Source organism: Arthrobacter sp. TJ-178 (assembly GCF_058269275.1).
Genome location: NZ_JBZCNK010000001.1, coordinates 444,783 through 465,142 on the forward strand (window position 1 = coordinate 444,783; position 20,360 = coordinate 465,142).

The following is a 20,360-nucleotide window of genomic DNA, read 5'->3' on the forward strand; positions in this document are numbered from 1 at the left end:
GTCTGGCTATGCAGCGGGCTTCCGGCCGAAGCCCTGGCCCGCTGCACACGGTTGGTGTTCCGAAGTTTCCCCCGGAACACCAACCAGGGTTTTACTCTCCGCGCGTCTTCTGAATGATCTCGTCGGCAACTGCCTTCGGGACCTCGGCGTAGCTGTTGAACGACATGGAGTACACAGCGCGGCCCTGCGTCTTGGAACGCAGGTCGCCGATGTACCCGAACATGCCGGACAGCGGCACGTGAGCGCGGATGACCTTCACGCCTGCGGCGTCTTCCATGGACTGCATCTGTCCGCGACGGGAGTTGATGTCACCGATAACTTCACCCATGTATTCCTCAGGGGTGCGGACTTCAACATCCATCAGCGGTTCGAGCAGCACAGGGTTCGCCATGCGTGCGGCTTCCTTGAAAGCCTGACGCCCGGCGATCTTGAACGCCATTTCCGAGGAGTCAACATCGTGGTAAGCACCGTCAAGCAGGCTTGCCTTGATACCGACAACCGGGTAGCCGGCGAGCACACCATCGGTGAGCGCGCTCTGGATACCCTGGTCAACGCTGGGGATGTATTCGCGAGGAATACGGCCACCGGTGACCTTGTTCTCGAACTCGTAGAACGTGCCGTCTGAAGTGTCCAGCGGCTCGATGGCGATCTGGACCTTTGCGAACTGACCCGAACCACCGGTCTGCTTCTTGTGCGTGTAGTCATGCTTGGCCACAGCGCGCTTAATGGTTTCGCGGTAAGCAACCTGGGGCTTGCCCACGTTGGCTTCGACGCGGAATTCGCGGCGCATGCGGTCAACCAGGATGTCCAGGTGCAGCTCGCCCATACCGGCGATGATGGTCTGGCCTGTGTCTTCGTCGAGGGAGACCTGGAAGGTCGGGTCCTCTTCGGAGAGCTTCTGGATGGCCGTGGAGAGCTTCTCCTGGTCACCCTTGGTCTTCGGCTCGATGGCCACGGAAATCACGGGCTCCGGGAAGCTCATGGATTCCAGCACGATCGGGTTCTGAAGGTCGCACAGGGTGTCACCCGTGGTGGTGTCCTTCAGGCCGATTGCAGCGTAGATGTGACCCGTCGTGATCTCGTCAACCGGGTTTTCCTTGTTGGCGTGCATCTGGAAGAGCTTTCCGATGCGCTCCTTCTTCTGCTTGGTCGCGTTCATGACCTGGGCGCCGGAAGCAGCGTGACCGGAGTACACGCGGATGTAGGTCAGACGGCCGAAGAACGGGTGCGTCACAACCTTGAATGCCAGAGCCGAGAACGGAGCGGTGGCATCAGCGGCGCGTTCGAGGATGACCTCTTCGTCGCGGATGTCGTGGCCCTTGATGTTCGGGACGTCAAGCGGGCTGGGCAGGAAGTCGACGACGGCGTCAAGCATCGGCTGAACGCCGCGGTTCTTGAATGCGGAGCCGCAGAGAACCGGGTAGACCAGCGAGTTGATGGTCAGGTGGCGGATGCCGGCCTTGAGTTCCTCGATGGAGATTTCTTCACCCTCGAGGTACTTGTTCATCAGTTCGTCGCTGGCTTCGGCAACGGTCTCGATCAGTGCGGCGCGGTACTCTTCGGCCTTTTCCTGCAGGTCTGCGGGGATCGGCTCGATTTCGTACTTGGCGCCCATGGTGACATCACCCTTGGAGTCGCCGCGCCAGGTCAGGGCGCGCATTTCGAGGAGGTCAACGACGCCCTCGAATTCGCTCTCGGCACCGATGGGCAGCTGGAGAACCAGCGGCTTGGCACCAAGACGGTTGATGATCGTGTCGACGGTGAAGTAGAAGTCAGCGCCGAGCTTGTCCATCTTGTTGACGAAGCAGATACGCGGAACGTTGTACTTGTCAGCCTGGCGCCAAACAGTCTCAGACTGCGGCTCCACGCCTTCCTTGCCGTCGAATACGGCTACGGCGCCGTCAAGCACGCGCAGGGACCGCTCAACCTCGACAGTGAAGTCAACGTGACCCGGCGTGTCGATGATGTTGATCTGGTTGTTGTCCCAGTAGCAGGTGGTTGCTGCGGAGGTAATGGTGATACCCCGCTCCTGCTCCTGTGCCATCCAGTCCATGGTGGACGCACCATCGTGCGTCTCGCCGATCTTGTGGTTGACACCGGTGTAGAACAGGATGCGCTCGGTGGTGGTGGTCTTGCCAGCATCAATGTGGGCCATGATGCCGATGTTGCGGACCTTGTTCAGGTCGGTAAGCACGTCAAGTGCCACGGTTTCTCCCTATATTTGGTGTTCGCCGGTTCGACTGCGTTTATCTGCTTTGGGCCCCGCACCCCGCCAAAGCGGGATGCAGGGCCTTCAGGAGTGGCCGCCGTCGGCCAGGCTTTTTACCAGCGGTAGTGGGCGAAGGCCTTGTTGGACTCAGCCATCTTGTGGGTGTCCTCTCGGCGCTTCACAGCTGCACCAAGACCGTTGGAAGCGTCCAGGATTTCGTTGCGCAGACGCTCGGTCATGGTCTTCTCGCGGCGGGCCTTGGAGTAGCCAACCAGCCAGCGCAGGGCCAGTGCAGTTGCACGACCCGGCTTGACCTCAACCGGAACCTGGTAGGTGGCGCCGCCGACGCGGCGGGACTTGACCTCAAGGCTCGGCTTGATGTTGTCCATAGCCTTCTTCAGGGCTGCAACGGGGTCTCCCCCGGTCTTCTCCTGAGCGCCTGCGAGTGCACCGTAAACAATGCGCTCAGCGGTGGACTTCTTGCCGTCTACGAGAACCTTGTTGATCAGCTGAGTGACCAGCGGGGAGCCGTAAACGGGATCCAGTACGAGCGGCCGCTTGGGGGCCGGACCCTTGCGGGGCATATTACTTCTTCTCCATCTTCGCGCCGTAACGGCTGCGAGCCTGCTTGCGGTTCTTAACACCCTGGGTGTCAAGTGCGCCGCGAACGATCTTGTAACGAACACCGGGCAGGTCCTTCACACGACCACCGCGAACGAGGACGATGGAGTGTTCCTGCAGGTTGTGGCCAACACCGGGGATGTAGGCAGTAACTTCGATGCCGCCGTTCAGGCGCACGCGGGCAACCTTACGGAGCGCAGAGTTCGGCTTCTTCGGGGTGGTGGTGTAAACGCGGGTGCAGACACCACGGCGCATCGGGCTGCCCTGGAGGGCAGGAGCCTTGGTCTTAGAGACCTTGGGTGACCGGCCCTTGCGGACCAGCTGCTGAATCGTAGGCACTTTCGTGTTCTCCGTTTTTTCTCGAGATAAATTCTCTTGGTTGCTCCGCCCCGCTGTCAGCTGTCCAAACAGCCGAGGCGATGCGCGTTAAGTCGTCGTTGCCGCAATGCCATGAAAGCTCAGAAGCTCTCACCGAAAGCGACCGTAGGCGTGCAAAAGTGTGGCATTCGTTGCACAGGAACCCTGCAACCCGGAAACAGGCCCGCTACGGTGAGCGTCCTTCATCCACTGCCACACAAACAATTGATTACCAGTCTAACAGACTTAAGCTCCGCCGCCCGCCGGTATGGGAGGAATCACATTCCACAAGCTAGCTCCCGGCCACCAGTGCGGCGGTAATCTTCGCCGACGTCTGCTGCAAATGCGGCAGCACCGCCGCCACAGCTTCTTCCAGCGTACTACCGCCGGCGCCCAGCGCGGCCTGCATGGACGTATTGATGGCTGCAATCACATCGCCGCCGGGACCGCGGACCGGAACGGCAACAGACCGCAGCCCCGCCTCGAGCTCCTGGTCCACCACGGCCCAGCCAGCCCGGCGAACCCGGTTGATCTGTTCACGGAGAGCAGGAACGGAGGAAATGGTCCGCTCCGTGAGAGGCTCCGGCTGTACGTGGGCCAGGTACTGCTCCAGATCCGCAGCCGGCAGGCCGGCCAGCAGCACCCGTCCCATAGAGGTGGCGTATGCCGGGAACCGGGTACCGACGGCGATGCCGACCCGCATCAACCGGCGCGTGTGGATACGGGCTACGTAGACAATCTCCTCACCGTCCAAGATAGACGCGGACGTTGACTCCAAGACGGTGCGGGAAAGGTCTTCCAGCAAAGGCTGCGCCAGCTGCGGGAACGTCTGCCCCGAGAGGTAGGAATATCCCAGGTTCAGCACCTGGGCAGTCAGCTCAAACTTGCGGCCGTCGGTGCGCATGTAGCCCAAGTCCGCCAGGGTCAGCAGGAACCGCCGGGCGGTGGCGCGGGTAAGCCCGGTTCGGCGGGAAACTTCGCTGAGGGTCATGCTGACGTGGTCGGCGTCGAACGCCCGGATCACGCTCAGGCCGCGGGCCAGCGACTGGACGTGCTGGCCGCTGGCAGCGGAGTTCTCGCTCATGTCTCCCTTATGGATAACGGTGCCGGTCCTGTCTCAGGTGCCGGCCGGATCGCGGATCAGCGGGACGTCCATTGCGGCACTCAGCTCCTCGAAGCTGATTCCGTGGGTTTCGCGCACGTGCACGCGGCCTTCCTTCAGCAGGAAGACCGCTTCATTAGTGTAGACGCGGGTCACGCAGCCCACCCCCGTCAGGGGGTAGCTGCACTGGCGGACGAGTTTGCTCATTCCCTCACGGGTGAACAGGGACATCATGACGTAGACGTCTTTTGCGCCGGTTGCCAGGTCCATGGCTCCCCCGACCGCCGGGATGGCATCGGCGGCACCGGTGTGCCAGTTGGCCAGGTCACCCGAGGCGGAGACCTGGAAAGCCCCCAGCACGCAGACGTCCAGGTGCCCGCCGCGCATGACGGCAAAGGAATCAGCGTGATGGAAGTACGCCGCTCCCGGCAGCTCAGTAACCGGGATTTTCCCGGCATTGATCAGGTCGCCGTCGATTTCATTTCCCTGCGCTTCCGGCCCCATCCCCAGCATCCCGTTCTCAGTGTGCAGGGTGATGCCTTGTTCCGGCACAAGGTAGTTGGACACCAGGGTCGGCTGGCCGATGCCCAAGTTGACGTAAGAGCCCGGGGCGATATCCCGCGCCACCAGTTCCGCGATCTGAAACTTGTCCAGGCGCGTGCCGGGGTCCGTTCCGGCGGCTGTGCCTGAGAGTGAAGTGTTCATGCTGCTGCCGGCTCCTGATCCTGTGCCGCGCGCACCAGCGTGTTCACGTAGATGCCCGGAGTGATCACGTTCTCCGGGTCGATTTCCCCGGCATCCACGACGTCGCGGACCTGGACGATGGCGTTCGCTGCGGCCGCGGCCATGATGGGACCGAAGTTGCGGGCGGTCTTGCGGTAGACGAGGTTTCCGCTGCGGTCGGCGCGCAGTGCTTTGACCAAGGCGAAGTCCGCAGCGAGCGGGGATTCAAAGACGTAGCCCCGGCCGTCGATCATCCGGGTCTCCTTGCCTTCGGCCAGCATGGTTCCATACCCGGTGGGCGTGAAGAAGCCGCCGATGCCCGCACCCGCGGCACGGATCCTCTCGGCCAGGTTGCCCTGCGGCACCAGCTCGAGTTCGATTTCTCCGGCCCGGAACTTCGCATCGAAAATCTGCGAGTCGGACTGCCGTGGAAAGGAGCAGATGATTTTCTTCACCCGGCCGGCTCCAATGAGCGCTGCCAGGCCGTGCTCGCCGTTGCCCGCGTTGTTATTCACCACCGTCAGGTTCGCAGCCCCCTGCCTCAGCAGCGCCTCAATCAGCTCCACGGGTTGCCCGGCCTTGCCGAATCCGCCGATCATGACGGTGGCGCCGTCGGTAATGGGCGCAACGGCTTCGTCCACGTCCTGCACAATCCTGAGCACGGTTTCCCCTAGATTCCTGTGGTGGTTGAGATCACCCTACCCACTTGTTCGCAATGTGTACAGGTGTTCACCATCCGAACAGGATGTGGCACCGGAGGGGCTCCCGGAACGCAAAAGGTCCCGCACCAAACGGTGCGGGACCTTTCCTTACTGCAGCAGGCAGGGAAGCCGGCGGCAGCGCTGCGGGTTAGCGGAAGTCGCTGCCCATGTCGTAGTCATCCAGCGGGATGGCGTGGAACTCGGGGCTCAGGCCGCCGTCCACTCCGGCGTAGTCGAAGTCGCTGAAGGCGCTGGGGCCGGTGAACAGATTGGCCTTTGCTTCTTCGGTCGGCTCGACAGTGACCTCGGTGTAACGGGGCAGGCCCGTTCCGGCCGGGATCAGCTTACCGATGATGACGTTTTCCTTGAGGCCGAGCAGCGGATCGCTCTTGCCTTCCATGGCCGCCTGCGTCAGGACGCGGGTGGTTTCCTGGAAGGAAGCAGCGGACAGCCAGGACTCGGTTGCCAGCGACGCCTTGGTGATACCCATGAGCTCGGGACGGCCGGAAGCCGGTCGCTTGCCCTCGGAAACCACGCGGCGGTTCTCGTTCTCGAAGCGGCGGCGCTCGGCCAGCTCACCCGGGAGCAGGTCCGAATCGCCGGACTCGATCACGGTCACGCGGCGCAGCATCTGCCGGACAATGACTTCCACGTGCTTGTCGTGGATGCCTACACCCTGGCTGCGGTACACGCGCTGGACTTCGTCCACCAGGAATTCCTGTGCCTTGCGCGGGCCGAGGATACGGAGGATCTGCTTGGGATCCACCGCACCGAAGACCAGCTGCTGGCCAACCTCAACGTGGTCGCCGTCGGCAACCAGCAGGCGGGCACGGCGCAGGACCGGGTACGCAATTTCTTCCGAGCCGTCATCGGGAGTGACAACCAGACGCATCTGGCGGTCGGACTCTTCGATGGTGACCCGGCCCGCGGTCTCGGAGATCGGAGCAACACCCTTAGGGGTACGTGCTTCGAAGAGCTCCTGGATACGGGGCAGACCCTGGGTGATATCTTCCGCGGAAGCAACACCACCGGTGTGGAAGGTACGCATGGTCAGCTGGGTACCCGGCTCACCAATGGACTGTGCGGCGATGATGCCCACGGCCTCGCCGATGTCCACGGTCTTACCCGTGGCCAGGGAGCGGCCGTAGCACAGTGCGCAGGTACCGACGGCGGACTCACAGGTGAGTACGGAGCGGACCTTGATGTCGGTGACACCGGCTTCGAACAGCTTTGCGATGAGGACGTCGCCCACATCGTCGCCGCCCTTGGCCAGGACATTGCCCTGGGGGTCGACGACGTCGGTGGCCAGCGTACGGGCGTACGCCGAGTTCTCGACCTCTTCGTGCAGCTGCAGCTCACCGTTGGAGTCCGGAACCGCGATGGTCACGTTCAGGCCGCGCTCGGTGCCGCAGTCTTCCTCGCGGACAATAACGTCCTGGGAAACGTCCACCAGACGACGGGTCAGGTAACCCGAGTTGGCGGTACGCAGAGCGGTATCGGCAAGACCCTTACGGGCACCGTGGGTGGCGATGAAGTACTCCAGCACCGACAGGCCCTCGCGGTACGAGGACTTGATCGGGCGGGGGATGATCTCACCCTTAGGGTTGGCCACCAGGCCGCGGATACCGGCAATCTGGCGAACCTGCAGCCAGTTACCACGGGCTCCGGAAGACACCATGCGGTTGATGTTGTTTTCCTTGGGCATGTTCGCACGCATGGCCGCAGCAACTTCGTTCGTTGCCTTGTTCCAAATGTCGATGAGCTCCTGGCGGCGCTCGTCTTCGGCGATCAGGCCCTTGCCGTACTGGCTTTCAACCTTGGCGGCCTGTGCTTCGTAAACCTCCATGATGGCGGGCTTATCGATCGGCGCAGAGATGTCCGAGATGGCAACGGTAACGCCCGAGCGGGTGGCCCAGTAGAAACCGGCGTCCTTCAGGTTATCCAGCGTTGCCGCCGTCATGACCTTCGGGTAACGCTCTGCCAGGTCGTTCACAATGGTGGACAGCTGGCCCTTGTCTGCAACCTTCTCAACCCACGGGTAATCCGCCGGCAGAGTCTGGTTGAAGATGACCTGGCCGAGGGAGGTCTGGATGAGGGCGGGAGTGCCTTCTTCCCAGCCTTCCGGAGCCGGCCGGTCCGAGGAGGGGACAAAACCGTCCAGACGGATGCTGACCTGGGCATTCAGGTCCAGCTCGCCGAGGTCGAACGCCATCAGGGCTTCGGACACGGTGGAGAAGAACCGGCCCTCGCCTGCTGCGCCTTCCTTCTTGGTGGTGAGGTGGTGCAGGCCGATGATCATATCCTGCGAAGGCAGGGTCACCGGACGGCCGTCCGAGGGCTTCAGGATGTTGTTCGAGGACAGCATCAGGATGCGTGCCTCGGCCTGGGCCTCCGGGCTCAGCGGCAGGTGTACTGCCATCTGGTCACCGTCGAAGTCAGCGTTGAACGCACCGCAGACGAGCGGGTGCAGCTGAAGGGCCTTGCCCTCCACCAGCTGCGGCTCGAATGCCTGGATACCCAGGCGGTGCAGGGTGGGTGCACGGTTGAGCAGCACCGGGTGTTCGGTGATGATCTCTTCCAGGACATCCCAGACCTGCGGGCGGAAACGCTCGACCATGCGCTTGGCGCTCTTGATGTTCTGTGCGTGGTTGAGGTCAACCAGGCGCTTCATCACGAACGGCTTGAAGAGCTCCAGAGCCATCTGCTTGGGCAGACCGCACTGGTGCAGCTTCAGCTGCGGGCCAACAACGATGACGGAACGGCCGGAGTAGTCAACGCGCTTACCCAGAAGGTTCTGGCGGAAACGACCCTGCTTGCCCTTGAGCATGTCAGAGAGCGACTTCAGCGGGCGGTTGCCCGGTCCGGTGACCGGACGGCCGCGGCGGCCGTTGTCGAACAGGGAGTCAACAGCTTCCTGGAGCATGCGCTTTTCGTTGTTCACGATGATCTCGGGGGCACCGAGATCCAGCAGGCGCTTCAGGCGGTTGTTGCGGTTGATGACGCGGCGGTACAGGTCGTTGAGGTCGGACGTCGCGAAACGGCCGCCGTCGAGCTGTACCATCGGGCGCAGTTCCGGCGGGATGACCGGGACAGCGTCCAGGACCATGCCCAGCGGGCTGTTGGTGGTGGTCAGGAATGCGTTGACAACCTTCAGGCGCTTCAGGGCACGCGTCTTGCGCTGGCCCTTGCCGTTCTGGATGATGTCGCGCAGCAGCTCGGACTCAGCCTGCATGTCGAAGTCCTCAAGGCGCTGCTTGATGGCTTCGGCACCCATGGAGCCCTCGAAGTACAGGCCGTAGCGGTCCCGCAGTTCGCGGTACAGGCCTTCGTCGCCCTCCAGGTCGCCGACCTTGAGGTTCTTGAAGCGCTCCCAAACCTGCTCGAGGCGCTCGATGTTGTTGTCGGCGTCGCGGCGGACCTTGGCCATCTGGCGGTCGGCGGAGTCGCGGGCCTTCTTCTTGTCTGCTGCCTTGGCGCCTTCACCCTCAAGGCGAGCAATTTCGCCCTCAAGATCCTTGGCGATGGCAGCAATGTCAGCGTCGCGCTGGTCGACGAGGTGCTTGCGCTCCAGGTCGTGCTCGGCCTGCAGGTTCGGAAGTTCCGCGTGGCGGTTTTCTTCGTCCACCGAGGTGATCATGTAGGCGGCGAAGTAGATGACCTTTTCGAGGTCCTTCGGAGCCAGGTCCAGCAGGTAGCCCAGACGGGACGGGACACCCTTGAAGTACCAGATGTGGGTTACGGGAGCTGCAAGCTCAATGTGGCCCATGCGCTCGCGGCGCACCTTGGCACGGGTAACCTCGACGCCGCAGCGCTCACAGATGATGCCCTTGAAGCGCACGCGCTTGTACTTACCGCAGTAGCATTCCCAGTCGCGGGAAGGACCGAAGATCTTTTCGCAGAAAAGACCGTCCTTCTCCGGCTTCAGGGTTCGGTAGTTGATGGTTTCCGGCTTCTTGACTTCGCCGTAAGACCAGCCGCGGATTTCATCCGCAGTGGCAAGGCCGATTCGCATGAGGCCGAACGTGGAATCGTTGGACATGGGTCCCTGTTCTCTCTTGTTCTCTAAATCTGAATGTCTCGGGTACGGGAAGGGGCTGCCGGAGGCCGGTCCGCTGACGCGGACCGGCCGGCTCGGCTAAACCTCTTCTACGGAGCTGGGCTCTGCGCGGGACAGATCGATACCCAGTTCTTCCGCGGCCCGGAAGACTTCTTCATCCGAGTCACGCATTTCGATCGTGTTGCCCTCGGTGGAGAGTACTTCCACATTCAGGCAGAGCGACTGCATTTCCTTGATGAGCACCTTGAAGGACTCGGGAACGCCGGGCTCCGGGATGTTCTCGCCCTTGACGATGGCCTCGTAAACCTTCACGCGGCCATGGATGTCATCGGACTTGATCGTGAGCAGTTCCTGCAGCGTGTAGGCGGCGCCGTACGCTTCCAGGGCCCAAACTTCCATTTCACCGAAGCGCTGGCCACCGAACTGTGCCTTACCACCCAGCGGCTGCTGCGTGATCATGGAGTACGGGCCGGTGGAGCGTGCATGGATCTTGTCATCAACAAGGTGGTGCAGCTTCAGGATGTACATGTAACCCACGGAGATGGGTTCCGGGAACGGCTGGCCGGAGCGGCCGTCGTACATCTTGGCCTTACCGGAAGCACCGATCAGGCGGTTGCCGTCACGGGTCACGTTGGTGGAATCCAGCAGGCCGGTGATCTCGTCCTCGCTGGCACCGTCGAACACCGGGGTGGCAACCGTGGTGGGACCGGACTCGCGCGGCAGTGCCGGCAGGTTCTTGACCCATTCCGGATCGCCGTCGATCTTCCAGCCCTGCTTGGCAGCCCAGCCCAGGTGGATCTCCAGAACCTGGCCCACGTTCATACGACCCGGAACACCCAGGGGGTTCAGGACGATGTCAACGGGGGTTCCGTCTTCCATGAACGGCATGTCTTCGATCGGAAGGATCTTGGAGATGACGCCCTTGTTGCCGTGGCGGCCGGCCAGCTTGTCGCCGTCCGTGATCTTGCGCTTGTGCGCCACGTAGACGCGCACCAGCTGGTTCACGCCCGGGGGCAGCTCGTCGTCGTTGTCGCGGTCGAAGATGCGGACACCGATGACCGTTCCGGACTCGCCGTGGGGAACCTTCAGGGAAGTGTCGCGGACTTCGCGGCTCTTCTCGCCGAAGATGGCGCGCAGCAGGCGCTCTTCCGGAGTCAGTTCCGTTTCACCCTTGGGGGTGACGCGGCCAACCAGGATGTCGCCGGCTTCAACCTCGGCACCGATGTGGATGATGCCGCGCTCGTCCAGCTGGGAGAGCACTTCCTCGGACACGTTCGGGATGTCACGGGTGATTTCCTCGGCACCAAGCTTGGTGTCGCGGGCATCAACTTCGTGCTCCTCGATGTGGATGGAGGTCAGGACATCGTCGGAGACCATGCGCTGCGAGAGGATGATGGCATCTTCGTAGTTGTGGCCTTCCCATGACATGAATGCCACGAGCAGGTTCTTACCCAGAGCCAGTTCACCCTGGTCCGTGGAGGGACCGTCGGCGATGATGCTGTTGACCTCGACGCGTGCGCCTTCGGAAACCAGTACCCGCTGGTTGTACGCGTTGCCCTGGTTGGAGCGTGCGAACTTCATGATCGGGTAGTTGGACTCGGTGCCGTCGTCGTTCATGACGGTAACGAGCTCAGCGGAGACCTCGGTGACAACACCGGGCTTGACGGCGGTAACGGAGTCACCGGCGTCAACGGCGGCGTACTTCTCCATGCCGGTACCCACAACGGGACGCTCGGAACGGAGCAGCGGCACAGCCTGGCGCTGCATGTTCGCACCCATGAGGGCGCGGTTGGCGTCATCGTGTTCCAGGAACGGAATCAGGGCCGTAGCCACCGACACCATCTGGCGCGGGGAGACGTCCATGTACTCCACGCCTTCGGGCTCAACGAGAACGGGCTCGCCGGAACCGCCGCGGGCACGGACGAGGACGAGGTCCTCGGCAAAGTGCTGGTCTTCGCGCAGCGGAGCGTTTGCCTGGGCAATGGTGCGCTCAACTTCGTCATCAGCGGTCAGGTAATCAACCTGGTCGGTGACAACGCCGTCGATGACCTTGCGGTACGGGGTCTCGATGAAGCCGAACGCGTTGATCCGGGCGTAGGACGCCAGCGAACCGATCAGACCAATGTTCGGGCCTTCAGGGGTTTCGATGGGGCACATGCGGCCGTAGTGCGAGGGGTGGACGTCTCGGACTTCCATGCCTGCGCGGTCACGGGACAGACCACCCGGGCCCAGCGCGGACAGGCGGCGCTTGTGCGTCAGTCCGGCGAGCGGGTTGTTCTGGTCCATGAACTGCGAGAGCTGGGAGGTTCCGAAGAACTCCTTGATCGCTGCCACGACGGGGCGGATGTTGATCAGCGTCTGCGGCGTAATGGCCTCGACGTCCTGGGTGGTCATGCGCTCACGGACAACGCGCTCCATGCGGGACAGGCCCGTGCGGATCTGGTTCTCGATGAGCTCGCCCACGGCGCGGATGCGGCGGTTGCCGAAGTGGTCGATGTCATCGACCTCAACACGGATGTCGACATCTTCGCCGTTGCGCTTGCCCGGAACGGTCTTTTCACCGGCGTGCAGGGCAACCAGGAACTTGATCATGGCGACGATGTCGTCATTGTTCAGGACCGAAGCATCGGAATCCGTCAGCGGCTTGTCGATGCCCAGCTTGCGGTTGATCTTGTAGCGGCCAACCTTGGCCAGGTCATAGCGCTTGGGGTTGAAGTACAGGTTGTCCAGCAGAGTCTGGGCAGCTTCAACCGTGGGCGGCTCGCCCGGACGGAGCTTCCGGTAGATGTCCAGCAGGGCATCCTCGCGGGTTTCCGTCGGGTCCTTTTCCAGGGTGGCGCGAATGGAGTCGTATTCACCGAAGGTTTCCAGGATCTGGCCTTCGGTCCAGCCCAGTGCCTTCAGCAGCACGGTGACGGACTGCTTGCGCTTGCGGTCCAGGCGGACGCCCACCTGGTCGCGCTTGTCGATCTCCAGTTCGAACCATGCACCGCGGGAAGGAATGATCTTCGCGGTGTAGATGTCCTTGTCACTGGTCTTGTCGGCGGTGCGCTCGAAGTAGGCGCCCGGCGAACGGACCAGCTGGGAAACAACAACACGCTCGGTGCCGTTGATGACGAACGTTCCCTTGTCTGTCATGAGGGGGAAGTCGCCCATGAACACGGTCTGCTGCTTGATTTCACCCGTGTTGTTGTTCATGAATTCGGCTTTAACGTACAGAGGGGCCGAGTACGTGGCGTCCCGGTCCTTGCACTCCGCCATGGTGTACTTCGGGTCGGCGAACTCCGGCTCGGAGAAGCTCAGGGACATGGTGCCCTGGAAGTCTTCGATCGGGGAGATTTCCTCGAAGATGTCAGCCAGACCGGAAGTAGTGGCAATGCCCTGCTCCCCGGTCTGCTTTGCCTTTTCTACGCGCGCTTTCCAGCGCTCGTTGCCGACAAGCCAGTCAAAGCTGTCGGTCTGCAGGGCAAGAAGATTGGGAACGTCAAGCGGTTCGTGAATCTTTGCGAATGAAATCCGGGGAGCGATGTTCTCCGGGATGTTAGCGGTTGCATTATTAGAGGTGCTCGAGGCGACCAAGAGGGATCCTTCCACAGACCTTCAGGCGTGTTTCGCGCCTCCTTCTCTGCACTAACGGACCTGGTCCGTGTGCGTCCTTGCGTCCTGCCGGGCGCGCGAAACGCTGCCTGGCACAGGACAAAGCCCACCGCTATATGAAGGCTGAAGGTTAAGAGAGGGAAGCAAATATCCACTATAGGGCATTGTGGGCAGACAAGTCTACCCGGTCCCTTACCCTGCGTCATGCTCAACCCGCCGGTCTGCTCTGGATTGGATCTCCGGAACACCGTTCTTGCGGGGAACTACAGGCTACACCGGCGCACCGCTGACGCATCGGATACAGATACCTTACCGCACGATGACCCGATTCCGTGCGTCGGGGGTGCCCTGTGCATCACCGCGCTGTGACCCTGCTCTCCACGGGCCCGATTGCTTGGCGTACCCTTGTTCCAGCGCTGAGTGTGTGCCCGGTGCCACTCCCCCTTGCGGGATCCGGCGTGCTTCGGGTTCGCCCTGCGGGAACAATCGCCGGAAACCCCGAGATTTCAACGATAGATTTCAACGACGAAAGTGAATTCCCAGCCATGAGCAACCGCCCATTCCAAGATGCCGCAGCCGGAACCGACGTGGTCATTGTCGGCGGTGCCCGCACCCCCCAGGGCCGGCTGAACGGCCAGCTGGCACCGTTCACAGCCGTTGAACTTGGCGCCTTTGCCATCACGGGCGCACTGGAAAAGGCCCGCGTCCGGGCAGAAGACGTCTCCGCCGTGATCATGGGCCACGTGGTCCAGGCAGGCTGCGGGCAGAACCCTGCGCGCCAGTCCTCCATCAAGGCGGGCATCGGCTGGGACGTACCCACAGTCACGGTAAACAAGGTCTGCCTCTCGGGCTTGGCCGCAGTGATCGACGCCGCCCGGCTCATCCGGGCCGGGGAAGCCACCGTGGTGGTGGCCGGCGGGCAGGAATCCATGACACGCGGGCCGCACCTGCTGCCCGGATCCCGCCAGGGCTGGAACTACGGCAACATCGCAGCCCTTGATGCGGTGGCACACGACGGCCTCACCGACGCCTTCGACAATGACTCCATGGGTGTCTCCACGGAACGCGGCAACACCAAGCTGGCGATCAAGCGGATCGAGCAGGATGAAGTCGCCGCCGCCTCGCACCGGAGGGCCGCAGCCGCCGTCGCAGCAGGCATTTTCGACGCCGAGATTGTGCCGGTGACAGTTCCCCAGCGCCGCGGGGAACCCCTTGTCCTTACCTCGGATGAGGGCATCCGGCCCAATACGACCACTGAAACACTGGCGGGCCTGCGCCCGGCCTTCGACGCCGAAGGCACCATCACAGCCGGAAACTCCTCCCCGCTGTCCGACGGCGCTGCCGCGCTGATCCTCACCACCCGCACCTACGCAGAGGAGAACGGCCTGGAGGTGCTCGCCGTCGTCGGCGCGCCGGGACAGGTGGCCGGCCCCGACAACAGCCTGCATTCCCAGCCCTCCAACGCTGTTTTTGCCGCCCTTGACCGGGCCGGCTGGAGCACGTCGGATCTGGACTTCATCGAGATCAACGAAGCTTTCGGAGCGGTTGCCGTGCAGTCCCTCAACGAGCTCGGCATGGATCTGGAGCAGTGCAACCTCTACGGCGGAGCAATTGCCCTCGGCCATCCCATTGGTGCCTCCGGAGCCAGGCTGGCACTGACCGCGGCCCTCGAGCTGCAGCGCCGCGGCTCCGGGAAGGCTGCCGTTGCCCTCTGCGGAGGCGGCGGACAGGGTGAAGCGCTGCTGCTGTTCCGCGACGAAGCCTAACCCCGCATCAACTGGCCAGCGTAAGGGCTGCCGTCGCCGCCACCACGGTAACGACGGCGGCAGCCAGGCCGGCAGCAATGAACCGTCCCCAGCGGACTCTCACGCCGAGCGAACGCATGCGGTCATACCAGAGCAGCGTCGCAAGCGAGCCCCAGGGCGTCACAACAGCGCCAAGGTTCACGCCGACCAGCAGGGATGCCAGCCGGACGGGACTCTCAGCCCACGGCTCCAGGGCAAGATAAGCAGGCAGATTATTCACGGCATTCGAAGCGACTGCACCTGCGCCCGCCAGCTGCAGGAGGGCGCCGAAGTCCTCTCCGGACCCCGCTGCCTGAGCAAGGAACCCGGTTAATCCCTGCGCGTGGGCGGTCTGGACCAGGACGAACAGGGAGACAGAGAGAACAACCGGCTGCACCGGCAGAATGTCCAGCCTCAGGGCAGTGCGCTGCTTGGCCAGGAATCCTCCGGCGAGTACCAGTGCCGCCAGGCCGGCGGGGATCCATACGTCGATGCCGCTGACCAGCGCGGGCAGCAGCAGGCCCACCACCACCGTGCTCAGCACGAGCAGACCGCGGTCCGGCACCGGCACCGGGTCCTGCGGCGGCAGATAGCGTCCCCGCAGCTGCCGGCGGAAGACCAGCCACAGCAACAGGGCAGGAACCAGGATCCCGGCCAGCGCGGGAGCCCAGACAAGTCCGGCGTAGGCGACCGGATGGAGGTCCGCCCGCTGCTGGGCCAGGAGATTCGTCAGATTGGACACGGGGAGCAGCAGGGAGGCGGTGTTAGCCAGCCACACTGTACTCACCGCAAAAATGATGGGCGGAATCCGCGCGGACCAGGCCAGGGAAATTACCAGCGGAGCAACGAGCACAACGGCCGTGTCCAGCGACAGAAAAACACTGGAAAGAACAGTCAGCGCAAGCACCAGCAGCCACAGGACAAAGATGCGGCCGCGGCCGGCCCTCGAAATGAAGCGGGTGGCCACCCGGAACAGGCCGGCTGCATCTGCGAGGCAGCTGACGACGGTCGCTGCCGTAACGAACAGCAGGACCGGCCCTATCCGGTCCAGCAGCGCACGGGCCTCTGACAGCGGCAGTGCGCCCGTCAGAATACAGGCAGCCGCGCCGGCAGCCAGAATCCACAGCAGCACCATCCGTGCCATAGACCCTGTTCCCTCCCCGGCAGATTCTCCGAAGCACGCCGTCAGATCCGCATCAACCGGGTCCACAGTAGTACCGTGCGCCAGCGCAGTGTGCTTCCTCCGGACCGGCGGCTTCACGGCAGACAGCCCGGACATGCAAAAAGGCCGCGTTCCTTGCGGAACGCGGCCTTGATGAATCCGGCAGCCGAAGCTGCGGAGGAAAATCTACTACTTGACGGTAACCGTGGCGCCGGCAGCCTCGAGGGCTTCCTTTGCCTTCTCTGCGGCTTCCTTCGTAGCGCCTTCCAGGACAGCCTTCGGGGCGCTGTCTACAACGTCCTTGGCTTCCTTCAGGCCCAGGGAAGTCAGGGCACGAACTTCCTTGATGACTGCGATCTTCTTGTCACCGGCAGCTTCGAGGATGACGTCGAATTCGGTCTTCTCTTCCTCGGCGTCGGCAGCACCGGCGGCGGGACCGGCAACTGCAACAGCAGCAGCGGTAACGTCGAAGGTCTCTTCGAAGAGCTTCACGAAGTCGGAGAGCTCGATGATGGACAGTTCCTTGAAGGCTTCAATGAGCTCTTCGTTGGTCAGCTTCGCCATGGTGTGGCGTCCTTCCTATAAGTGGTGCGCGGGCACCTTATTGGTGCGTCGGCACCGGAGTGTGGATTGGAAGAGCGATTACTCTTCGGTGGCTGCTTCTGCGGCCGGAGCTTCTTCTGCGGCGGCCGGAGCCTCTTCCGCGGCGGGAGCAGAATCGCTTCCCTCTTCAAGCTTCACGCGCAGAGCGTCGACCGAGCGTGCCAGCATGGACATCGGTGCCTTGAGGACACCGGCGACGCGTGCAAGCTGGAGCTCACGGGATTCAAGGGCAGCCAGGGCGGCAACACCGGAAGCGTCCAGGGCATTGCCCTCGAAGACACCGGTCTTGATGATCAGCTGCGGGTTGGTCTTGGCAAAATCCGTCAGGCTCTTTGCAGCTGCAACTGCGTCACCCTTGATGAAGGCAATTGCAGTGGGGCCGGCAAGCTGGCCGTCGAACGCGTCGATGCCGGCTTCCTTGGCTGCAATGCCAGTCAGGGTGTTCTTGACGACCGAGTACTTGGTGTCCTGGCCGAGCGAACGACGCAGCTCCTTGAGCTGTGCAACGGTGAGCCCGCGGTATTCGGTTAGGACAGCAGCGGTTGATTCCTTGAAATCGGTGGTGATTTCTTCAACTGCCGTTACCTTTGTTGGCGTTGCCATAACCCTCCTTCCGGGGAATAGTGCCGGTGGATCGGGTCCCGAACATAAAAAACGCCCCGGGCAGATGCACGGGGCTTAGCAGCAGGCACGCGTTGAGGCGCACCATGTGGCTGAGTTCGTTCACCTGCGCAGGCCGCCCTCTGAAGGGACTTTCGGATGTCCGATCAACCGGAGTCCACCCGCGGTCCCGGAGATCCAGGATGAGAGTGGGATTGAAAGCACATCGACCGACGGTCTTTGGTATATCCAGCGTACGGGAGATTTCCCGGCGGGACAAATCCGGTCCGGTCAGGCTTTGGGAACTACCTTCTGCCACTCCCCGGAGTATCCCACCGCAGCGAAACCGAGCATCTCATTGATGGACAGCATGTATCCGTTTTCGGCCGCGTTCCAGGTCCAGACCCGCGACGCCCCGGGAAGTGCCTCGCGCAGCCGCACCAGGTTTGCAGCCTTGAGCAGCATGCCCAGCCTGTGTCCCCGGTGCTCCTCCAGAACCAGGGTGTCATCCTGGAAGGCCACCTCAGGGTTGCTGTTGAAAACCATGAGCACCGTGTGTCCGGCCAATTGTCCGGTGGGAACGTGGCGGACAGCAGTTACCAGCTCCTCGGCGTCCATTTCACGCACCTTCCGCTCCCCCTCGCGCAGGCGCGCGGCGTCCCACTGTTCCTCCTCGAGGTCCAGGCCTGCCATCGGCGCATCGGTACTCATTTTCTGCCGCAGCAGCGCATAGGCATCCACAAGGTGTTCAGGGCAGGCCCCCTGCCAGAATTCCAGGGCGTACTCCTCTGAGCTGGCAGTCGCGGCCGAGTCCAGCAGTTCCTGCCAGTCAGTGCTGCCTGTCAGGTCCAGGAGGCTCACGCGTTCCACTTGCTCCAGGTCAAAGTTCCGGTCCGCGGCGAAGCACGCGGCGCCGTCCTTGGGAATAACCCCGGTCCCGCTCTTCGGGGCCAGCATGGAAGAGGTAACAACGCCGGAGAACACCGGATGGTCGGTTTCCCCCAGAAGGGTCGTTCGCCCGTCGGCTGCCGCCGCCTGTTCAGCTGCTGCATACAACCGGTAGCCCAGGCCGCAACGGCGGAAAGCCGGAGCCACTGTCACATGCACCCAGGCAGAGTGGGTGTTATCCATCAGCGGCAGTTTCAGCGTGGCCACCCCCGCCAGCTCATCACCGACCCATGCCCCGAGCAGGAGCCGCCGCCTCATCGGTGAAGGGTGGAAGCCAGCCAGCTGCGTCGCAGGCGCGTCCCGAAAGTCGTCGTTGCCCCAGATCTCCCGCAGATTCGCATTCAGGAGCTCGACCGCGGCAGTGAAGCCCGCCGCGGCAGGATCAGCTGAATCCAGGCTCGCAGGAATGGGCATCGGTGCTATCTCTGCAACTGGAAGTGTCATGGCCCACATCCTGCCCGACCTGGAGCCAGAGCACAAAAAAGCGGCCGCAGCGAAATGCTGCGGCCGCCTCTAAGACAGATCCGGGACGCGGGCGCCCCTAAGCCGGACTATGCGTCGGCAAGAACCTTGGTGACGTTCGGGTCAACGGAGATGCCCGGGCCGAACGTGGTGGAAACGGTTGCCTTCTGGATGTAGCGTCCCTTGGACGCGGACGGCTTCAGGCGCAGAACTTCTTCAAGGGCTGCGGCGTAGTTCTCGGCCAGCTTCTGCTGATCGAAGGACACCTTGCCGATGATGAAGTGAAGGTTGGAGTGCTTGTCAACGCGGAAGTCGATCTTTCCGCCCTTGATGTCGCTAACAGCCTTGGCGACGTTCGGGGTAACCGTGCCGGTCTTCGGGTTCGGCATCAGGTTACGCGGGCCGAGCACGCGGCCCAGGCGGCCAACCTTGCCCATCATGTCCGGGGTGGCAACGGCGGCGTCGAAGTCGACCCAGCCTGCTGCAACCTTTTCGATCATGTCATCGGAACCGACGAAGTCAGCGCCGGCTGCAATAGCCTGCTCTGCCTTCTCGCCCGTTGCGAAAACCAGGACGCGGGCAGTCTTACCCGTACCGTGAGGCAGGTTAACCGTGCCGCGGACCATCTGGTCGGCCTTGCGGGGGTCAACGCCCAGTCGGAAAGCAACCTCAACGGTCGCATCAAACTTGGAGGGGTTGGATTCCTTTGCCAGCTCTACAGCCTCAACCGGTGCGTACAGCTTGTCCGCATCGATCTTGGCTACAGCTGCTTCATATGCTTTGCTGCGCTTTGCCATCTGCTTTTTCTCCTTGTGCAGTTGTGGTCTGTCGGACCGCGCTCGGCCCTGCCACGCGCCGTCGTGCCCTGTGGCACGAACAGCTTTTTGAAAGTGTAAATGTTTGCTCGGCGGGCGGACCCGCCTCACGAAAAAGGCTAATTAGCCTTCTACGGTGATGCCCATGGAGCGGGCGGTGCCGGCGATGATCTTGGCAGCAGCCTTGACGTCGTTGGCGTTGAGGTCTTCCATCTTCATGGTGGCGATCTCTTCGACCTGTGCCTGGGTCAGGTTGGCAACCTTGGCGGTGTGCGGGGTTGCGGAACCCTTGGCAACACCGGCAGCCTTCTTGATCAGCTGTGCAGCCGGCGGGGTCTTCGTGATGAAGGTGAACGAACGGTCTTCGTAAACGGTGATTTCAACCGGGATAACGTTGCCGCGCTGGGATTCCGTTGCAGCGTTGTACGCCTTGCAGAATTCCATGATGTTGACACCGTGCTGGCCAAGTGCCGGACCGATCGGAGGAGCCGGGTTGGCGGCACCTGCGTTGATCTGCAGCTTGATGAGGCCGGTGACCTTTTTCTTGGGGGCCATGAAAGGGTCCTTCTCTAAATTATGTTCCCGGGGAACAGGAGCGTCCGTCCGGGTTGGTGGCCGC

15 protein-coding genes are annotated in these 20,360 nt (G+C 62.7%); 1 reads left to right on the top strand and 14 read right to left on the bottom strand.

Annotation, left to right across the window (positions count from 1 at the left end; translation table 11 throughout):
* Positions 1-91: 91 nt before the first annotated feature.
* From fusA to rpoB, 8 genes are all read right to left on the bottom strand, one after another.
* Positions 92-2,206, bottom strand: coding sequence for an elongation factor G (fusA, locus tag AC4D2Q_RS02085; protein WP_490926451.1), 2,115 nt, complete (start codon positions 2,204-2,206; stop codon positions 92-94).
* A gap of 116 nt (positions 2,207-2,322) precedes the next feature.
* Entirely contained in the window at positions 2,323-2,793 is a 471-nt protein-coding gene (gene rpsG, locus AC4D2Q_RS02090; RefSeq protein WP_104052741.1) for a 30S ribosomal protein S7, read from the bottom strand.
* 1 nt (position 2,794) lies between these two features.
* Entirely contained in the window at positions 2,795-3,169 is a 375-nt protein-coding gene (gene rpsL, locus AC4D2Q_RS02095; RefSeq protein ID WP_104052742.1) for a 30S ribosomal protein S12, read from the bottom strand.
* Between the two features lie 310 nt (positions 3,170-3,479).
* Positions 3,480-4,271, bottom strand: coding sequence for an IclR family transcriptional regulator domain-containing protein (locus tag AC4D2Q_RS02100; RefSeq protein WP_490944562.1), 792 nt, complete (start codon positions 4,269-4,271; stop codon positions 3,480-3,482).
* A gap of 33 nt (positions 4,272-4,304) precedes the next feature.
* On the bottom strand, positions 4,305-4,994 hold the full coding sequence (locus AC4D2Q_RS02105) for a 3-oxoacid CoA-transferase subunit B (protein ID WP_490944563.1): 690 nt from the start codon (positions 4,992-4,994) through the stop codon (positions 4,305-4,307).
* Positions 4,991-5,674 carry a 3-oxoacid CoA-transferase subunit A gene (locus AC4D2Q_RS02110; RefSeq protein ID WP_490944564.1) on the bottom strand — a complete coding sequence of 228 codons (684 nt, stop codon included), beginning with the start codon at positions 5,672-5,674 and terminating at the stop codon, positions 4,991-4,993. The genes AC4D2Q_RS02105 and AC4D2Q_RS02110 overlap by 4 nt, the downstream gene beginning before the upstream one ends.
* A gap of 187 nt (positions 5,675-5,861) precedes the next feature.
* Entirely contained in the window at positions 5,862-9,752 is a 3,891-nt protein-coding gene (locus AC4D2Q_RS02115) for a DNA-directed RNA polymerase subunit beta' (protein WP_490926443.1), read from the bottom strand.
* Between the two features lie 96 nt (positions 9,753-9,848).
* Complete coding sequence (gene rpoB / locus AC4D2Q_RS02120) at positions 9,849-13,349, bottom strand: DNA-directed RNA polymerase subunit beta (protein ID WP_490944565.1); 3,501 nt, start codon at positions 13,347-13,349, stop codon at positions 9,849-9,851.
* Positions 13,350-13,912: 563 nt separating this feature from the next.
* Between rpoB and AC4D2Q_RS02125 the strand changes: the two genes are divergently transcribed.
* Positions 13,913-15,133, top strand: coding sequence for an acetyl-CoA C-acetyltransferase (locus tag AC4D2Q_RS02125; RefSeq protein WP_490944568.1), 1,221 nt, complete (start codon positions 13,913-13,915; stop codon positions 15,131-15,133).
* Positions 15,134-15,140: 7 nt separating this feature from the next.
* Here the strand turns inward: AC4D2Q_RS02125 and AC4D2Q_RS02130 are convergent, their stop codons facing one another.
* From AC4D2Q_RS02130 to rplK, 6 genes are all read right to left on the bottom strand, one after another.
* Entirely contained in the window at positions 15,141-16,295 is a 1,155-nt protein-coding gene (locus AC4D2Q_RS02130) for an ArsB/NhaD family transporter (protein WP_490944571.1), read from the bottom strand.
* A gap of 207 nt (positions 16,296-16,502) precedes the next feature.
* Positions 16,503-16,877 carry a 50S ribosomal protein L7/L12 gene (gene rplL, locus AC4D2Q_RS02135; protein WP_400931145.1) on the bottom strand — a complete coding sequence of 125 codons (375 nt, stop codon included), beginning with the start codon at positions 16,875-16,877 and terminating at the stop codon, positions 16,503-16,505.
* Between the two features lie 78 nt (positions 16,878-16,955).
* A complete protein-coding gene (gene rplJ, locus AC4D2Q_RS02140; protein WP_268910939.1) occupies positions 16,956-17,519 on the bottom strand; it encodes a 50S ribosomal protein L10 in 564 nt (187 codons plus the stop codon).
* Between the two features lie 288 nt (positions 17,520-17,807).
* On the bottom strand, positions 17,808-18,908 hold the full coding sequence (locus AC4D2Q_RS02145) for a GNAT family N-acetyltransferase (protein ID WP_490944573.1): 1,101 nt from the start codon (positions 18,906-18,908) through the stop codon (positions 17,808-17,810).
* 107 nt (positions 18,909-19,015) lie between these two features.
* Entirely contained in the window at positions 19,016-19,723 is a 708-nt protein-coding gene (gene rplA, locus AC4D2Q_RS02150) for a 50S ribosomal protein L1 (RefSeq protein ID WP_490944576.1), read from the bottom strand.
* A 141-nt stretch (positions 19,724-19,864) separates the two neighbouring features.
* Positions 19,865-20,296: a 50S ribosomal protein L11 gene (gene rplK, locus AC4D2Q_RS02155; protein ID WP_104052758.1), complete on the bottom strand. Its 432-nt coding sequence runs from the start codon at positions 20,294-20,296 to the stop codon at positions 19,865-19,867.
* Positions 20,297-20,360 lie beyond the last annotated feature (64 nt).

Bases quoted from the DNA above. Each gene is read 5' to 3' on its own strand.
- rpsG (WP_104052741.1), bottom strand. From the start codon at position 2,793: ATGCCCCGCAAGGGTCCGGCCCCCAAGCGGCCGCTCGTACTGGATCCC.
- AC4D2Q_RS02105 (WP_490944563.1), bottom strand. From the start codon at position 4,994: ATGAACACTTCACTCTCAGGCACAGCCGCCGGAACGGACCCCGGCACG.
- rplJ (WP_268910939.1), bottom strand. From the start codon at position 17,519: ATGGCAACGCCAACAAAGGTAACGGCAGTTGAAGAAATCACCACCGAT.
- AC4D2Q_RS02130 (WP_490944571.1), bottom strand. From the start codon at position 16,295: ATGGCACGGATGGTGCTGCTGTGGATTCTGGCTGCCGGCGCGGCTGCC.
- rplL (WP_400931145.1), bottom strand. From the start codon at position 16,877: ATGGCGAAGCTGACCAACGAAGAGCTCATTGAAGCCTTCAAGGAACTG.
- AC4D2Q_RS02100 (WP_490944562.1), bottom strand. From the start codon at position 4,271: ATGAGCGAGAACTCCGCTGCCAGCGGCCAGCACGTCCAGTCGCTGGCC.
- AC4D2Q_RS02145 (WP_490944573.1), bottom strand. From the start codon at position 18,908: ATGACACTTCCAGTTGCAGAGATAGCACCGATGCCCATTCCTGCGAGC.
- AC4D2Q_RS02115 (WP_490926443.1), bottom strand. From the start codon at position 9,752: ATGTCCAACGATTCCACGTTCGGCCTCATGCGAATCGGCCTTGCCACT.
- AC4D2Q_RS02125 (WP_490944568.1), top strand. From the start codon at position 13,913: ATGAGCAACCGCCCATTCCAAGATGCCGCAGCCGGAACCGACGTGGTC.
- rplA (WP_490944576.1), bottom strand. From the start codon at position 19,723: ATGGCAAAGCGCAGCAAAGCATATGAAGCAGCTGTAGCCAAGATCGAT.
- rplK (WP_104052758.1), bottom strand. From the start codon at position 20,296: ATGGCCCCCAAGAAAAAGGTCACCGGCCTCATCAAGCTGCAGATCAAC.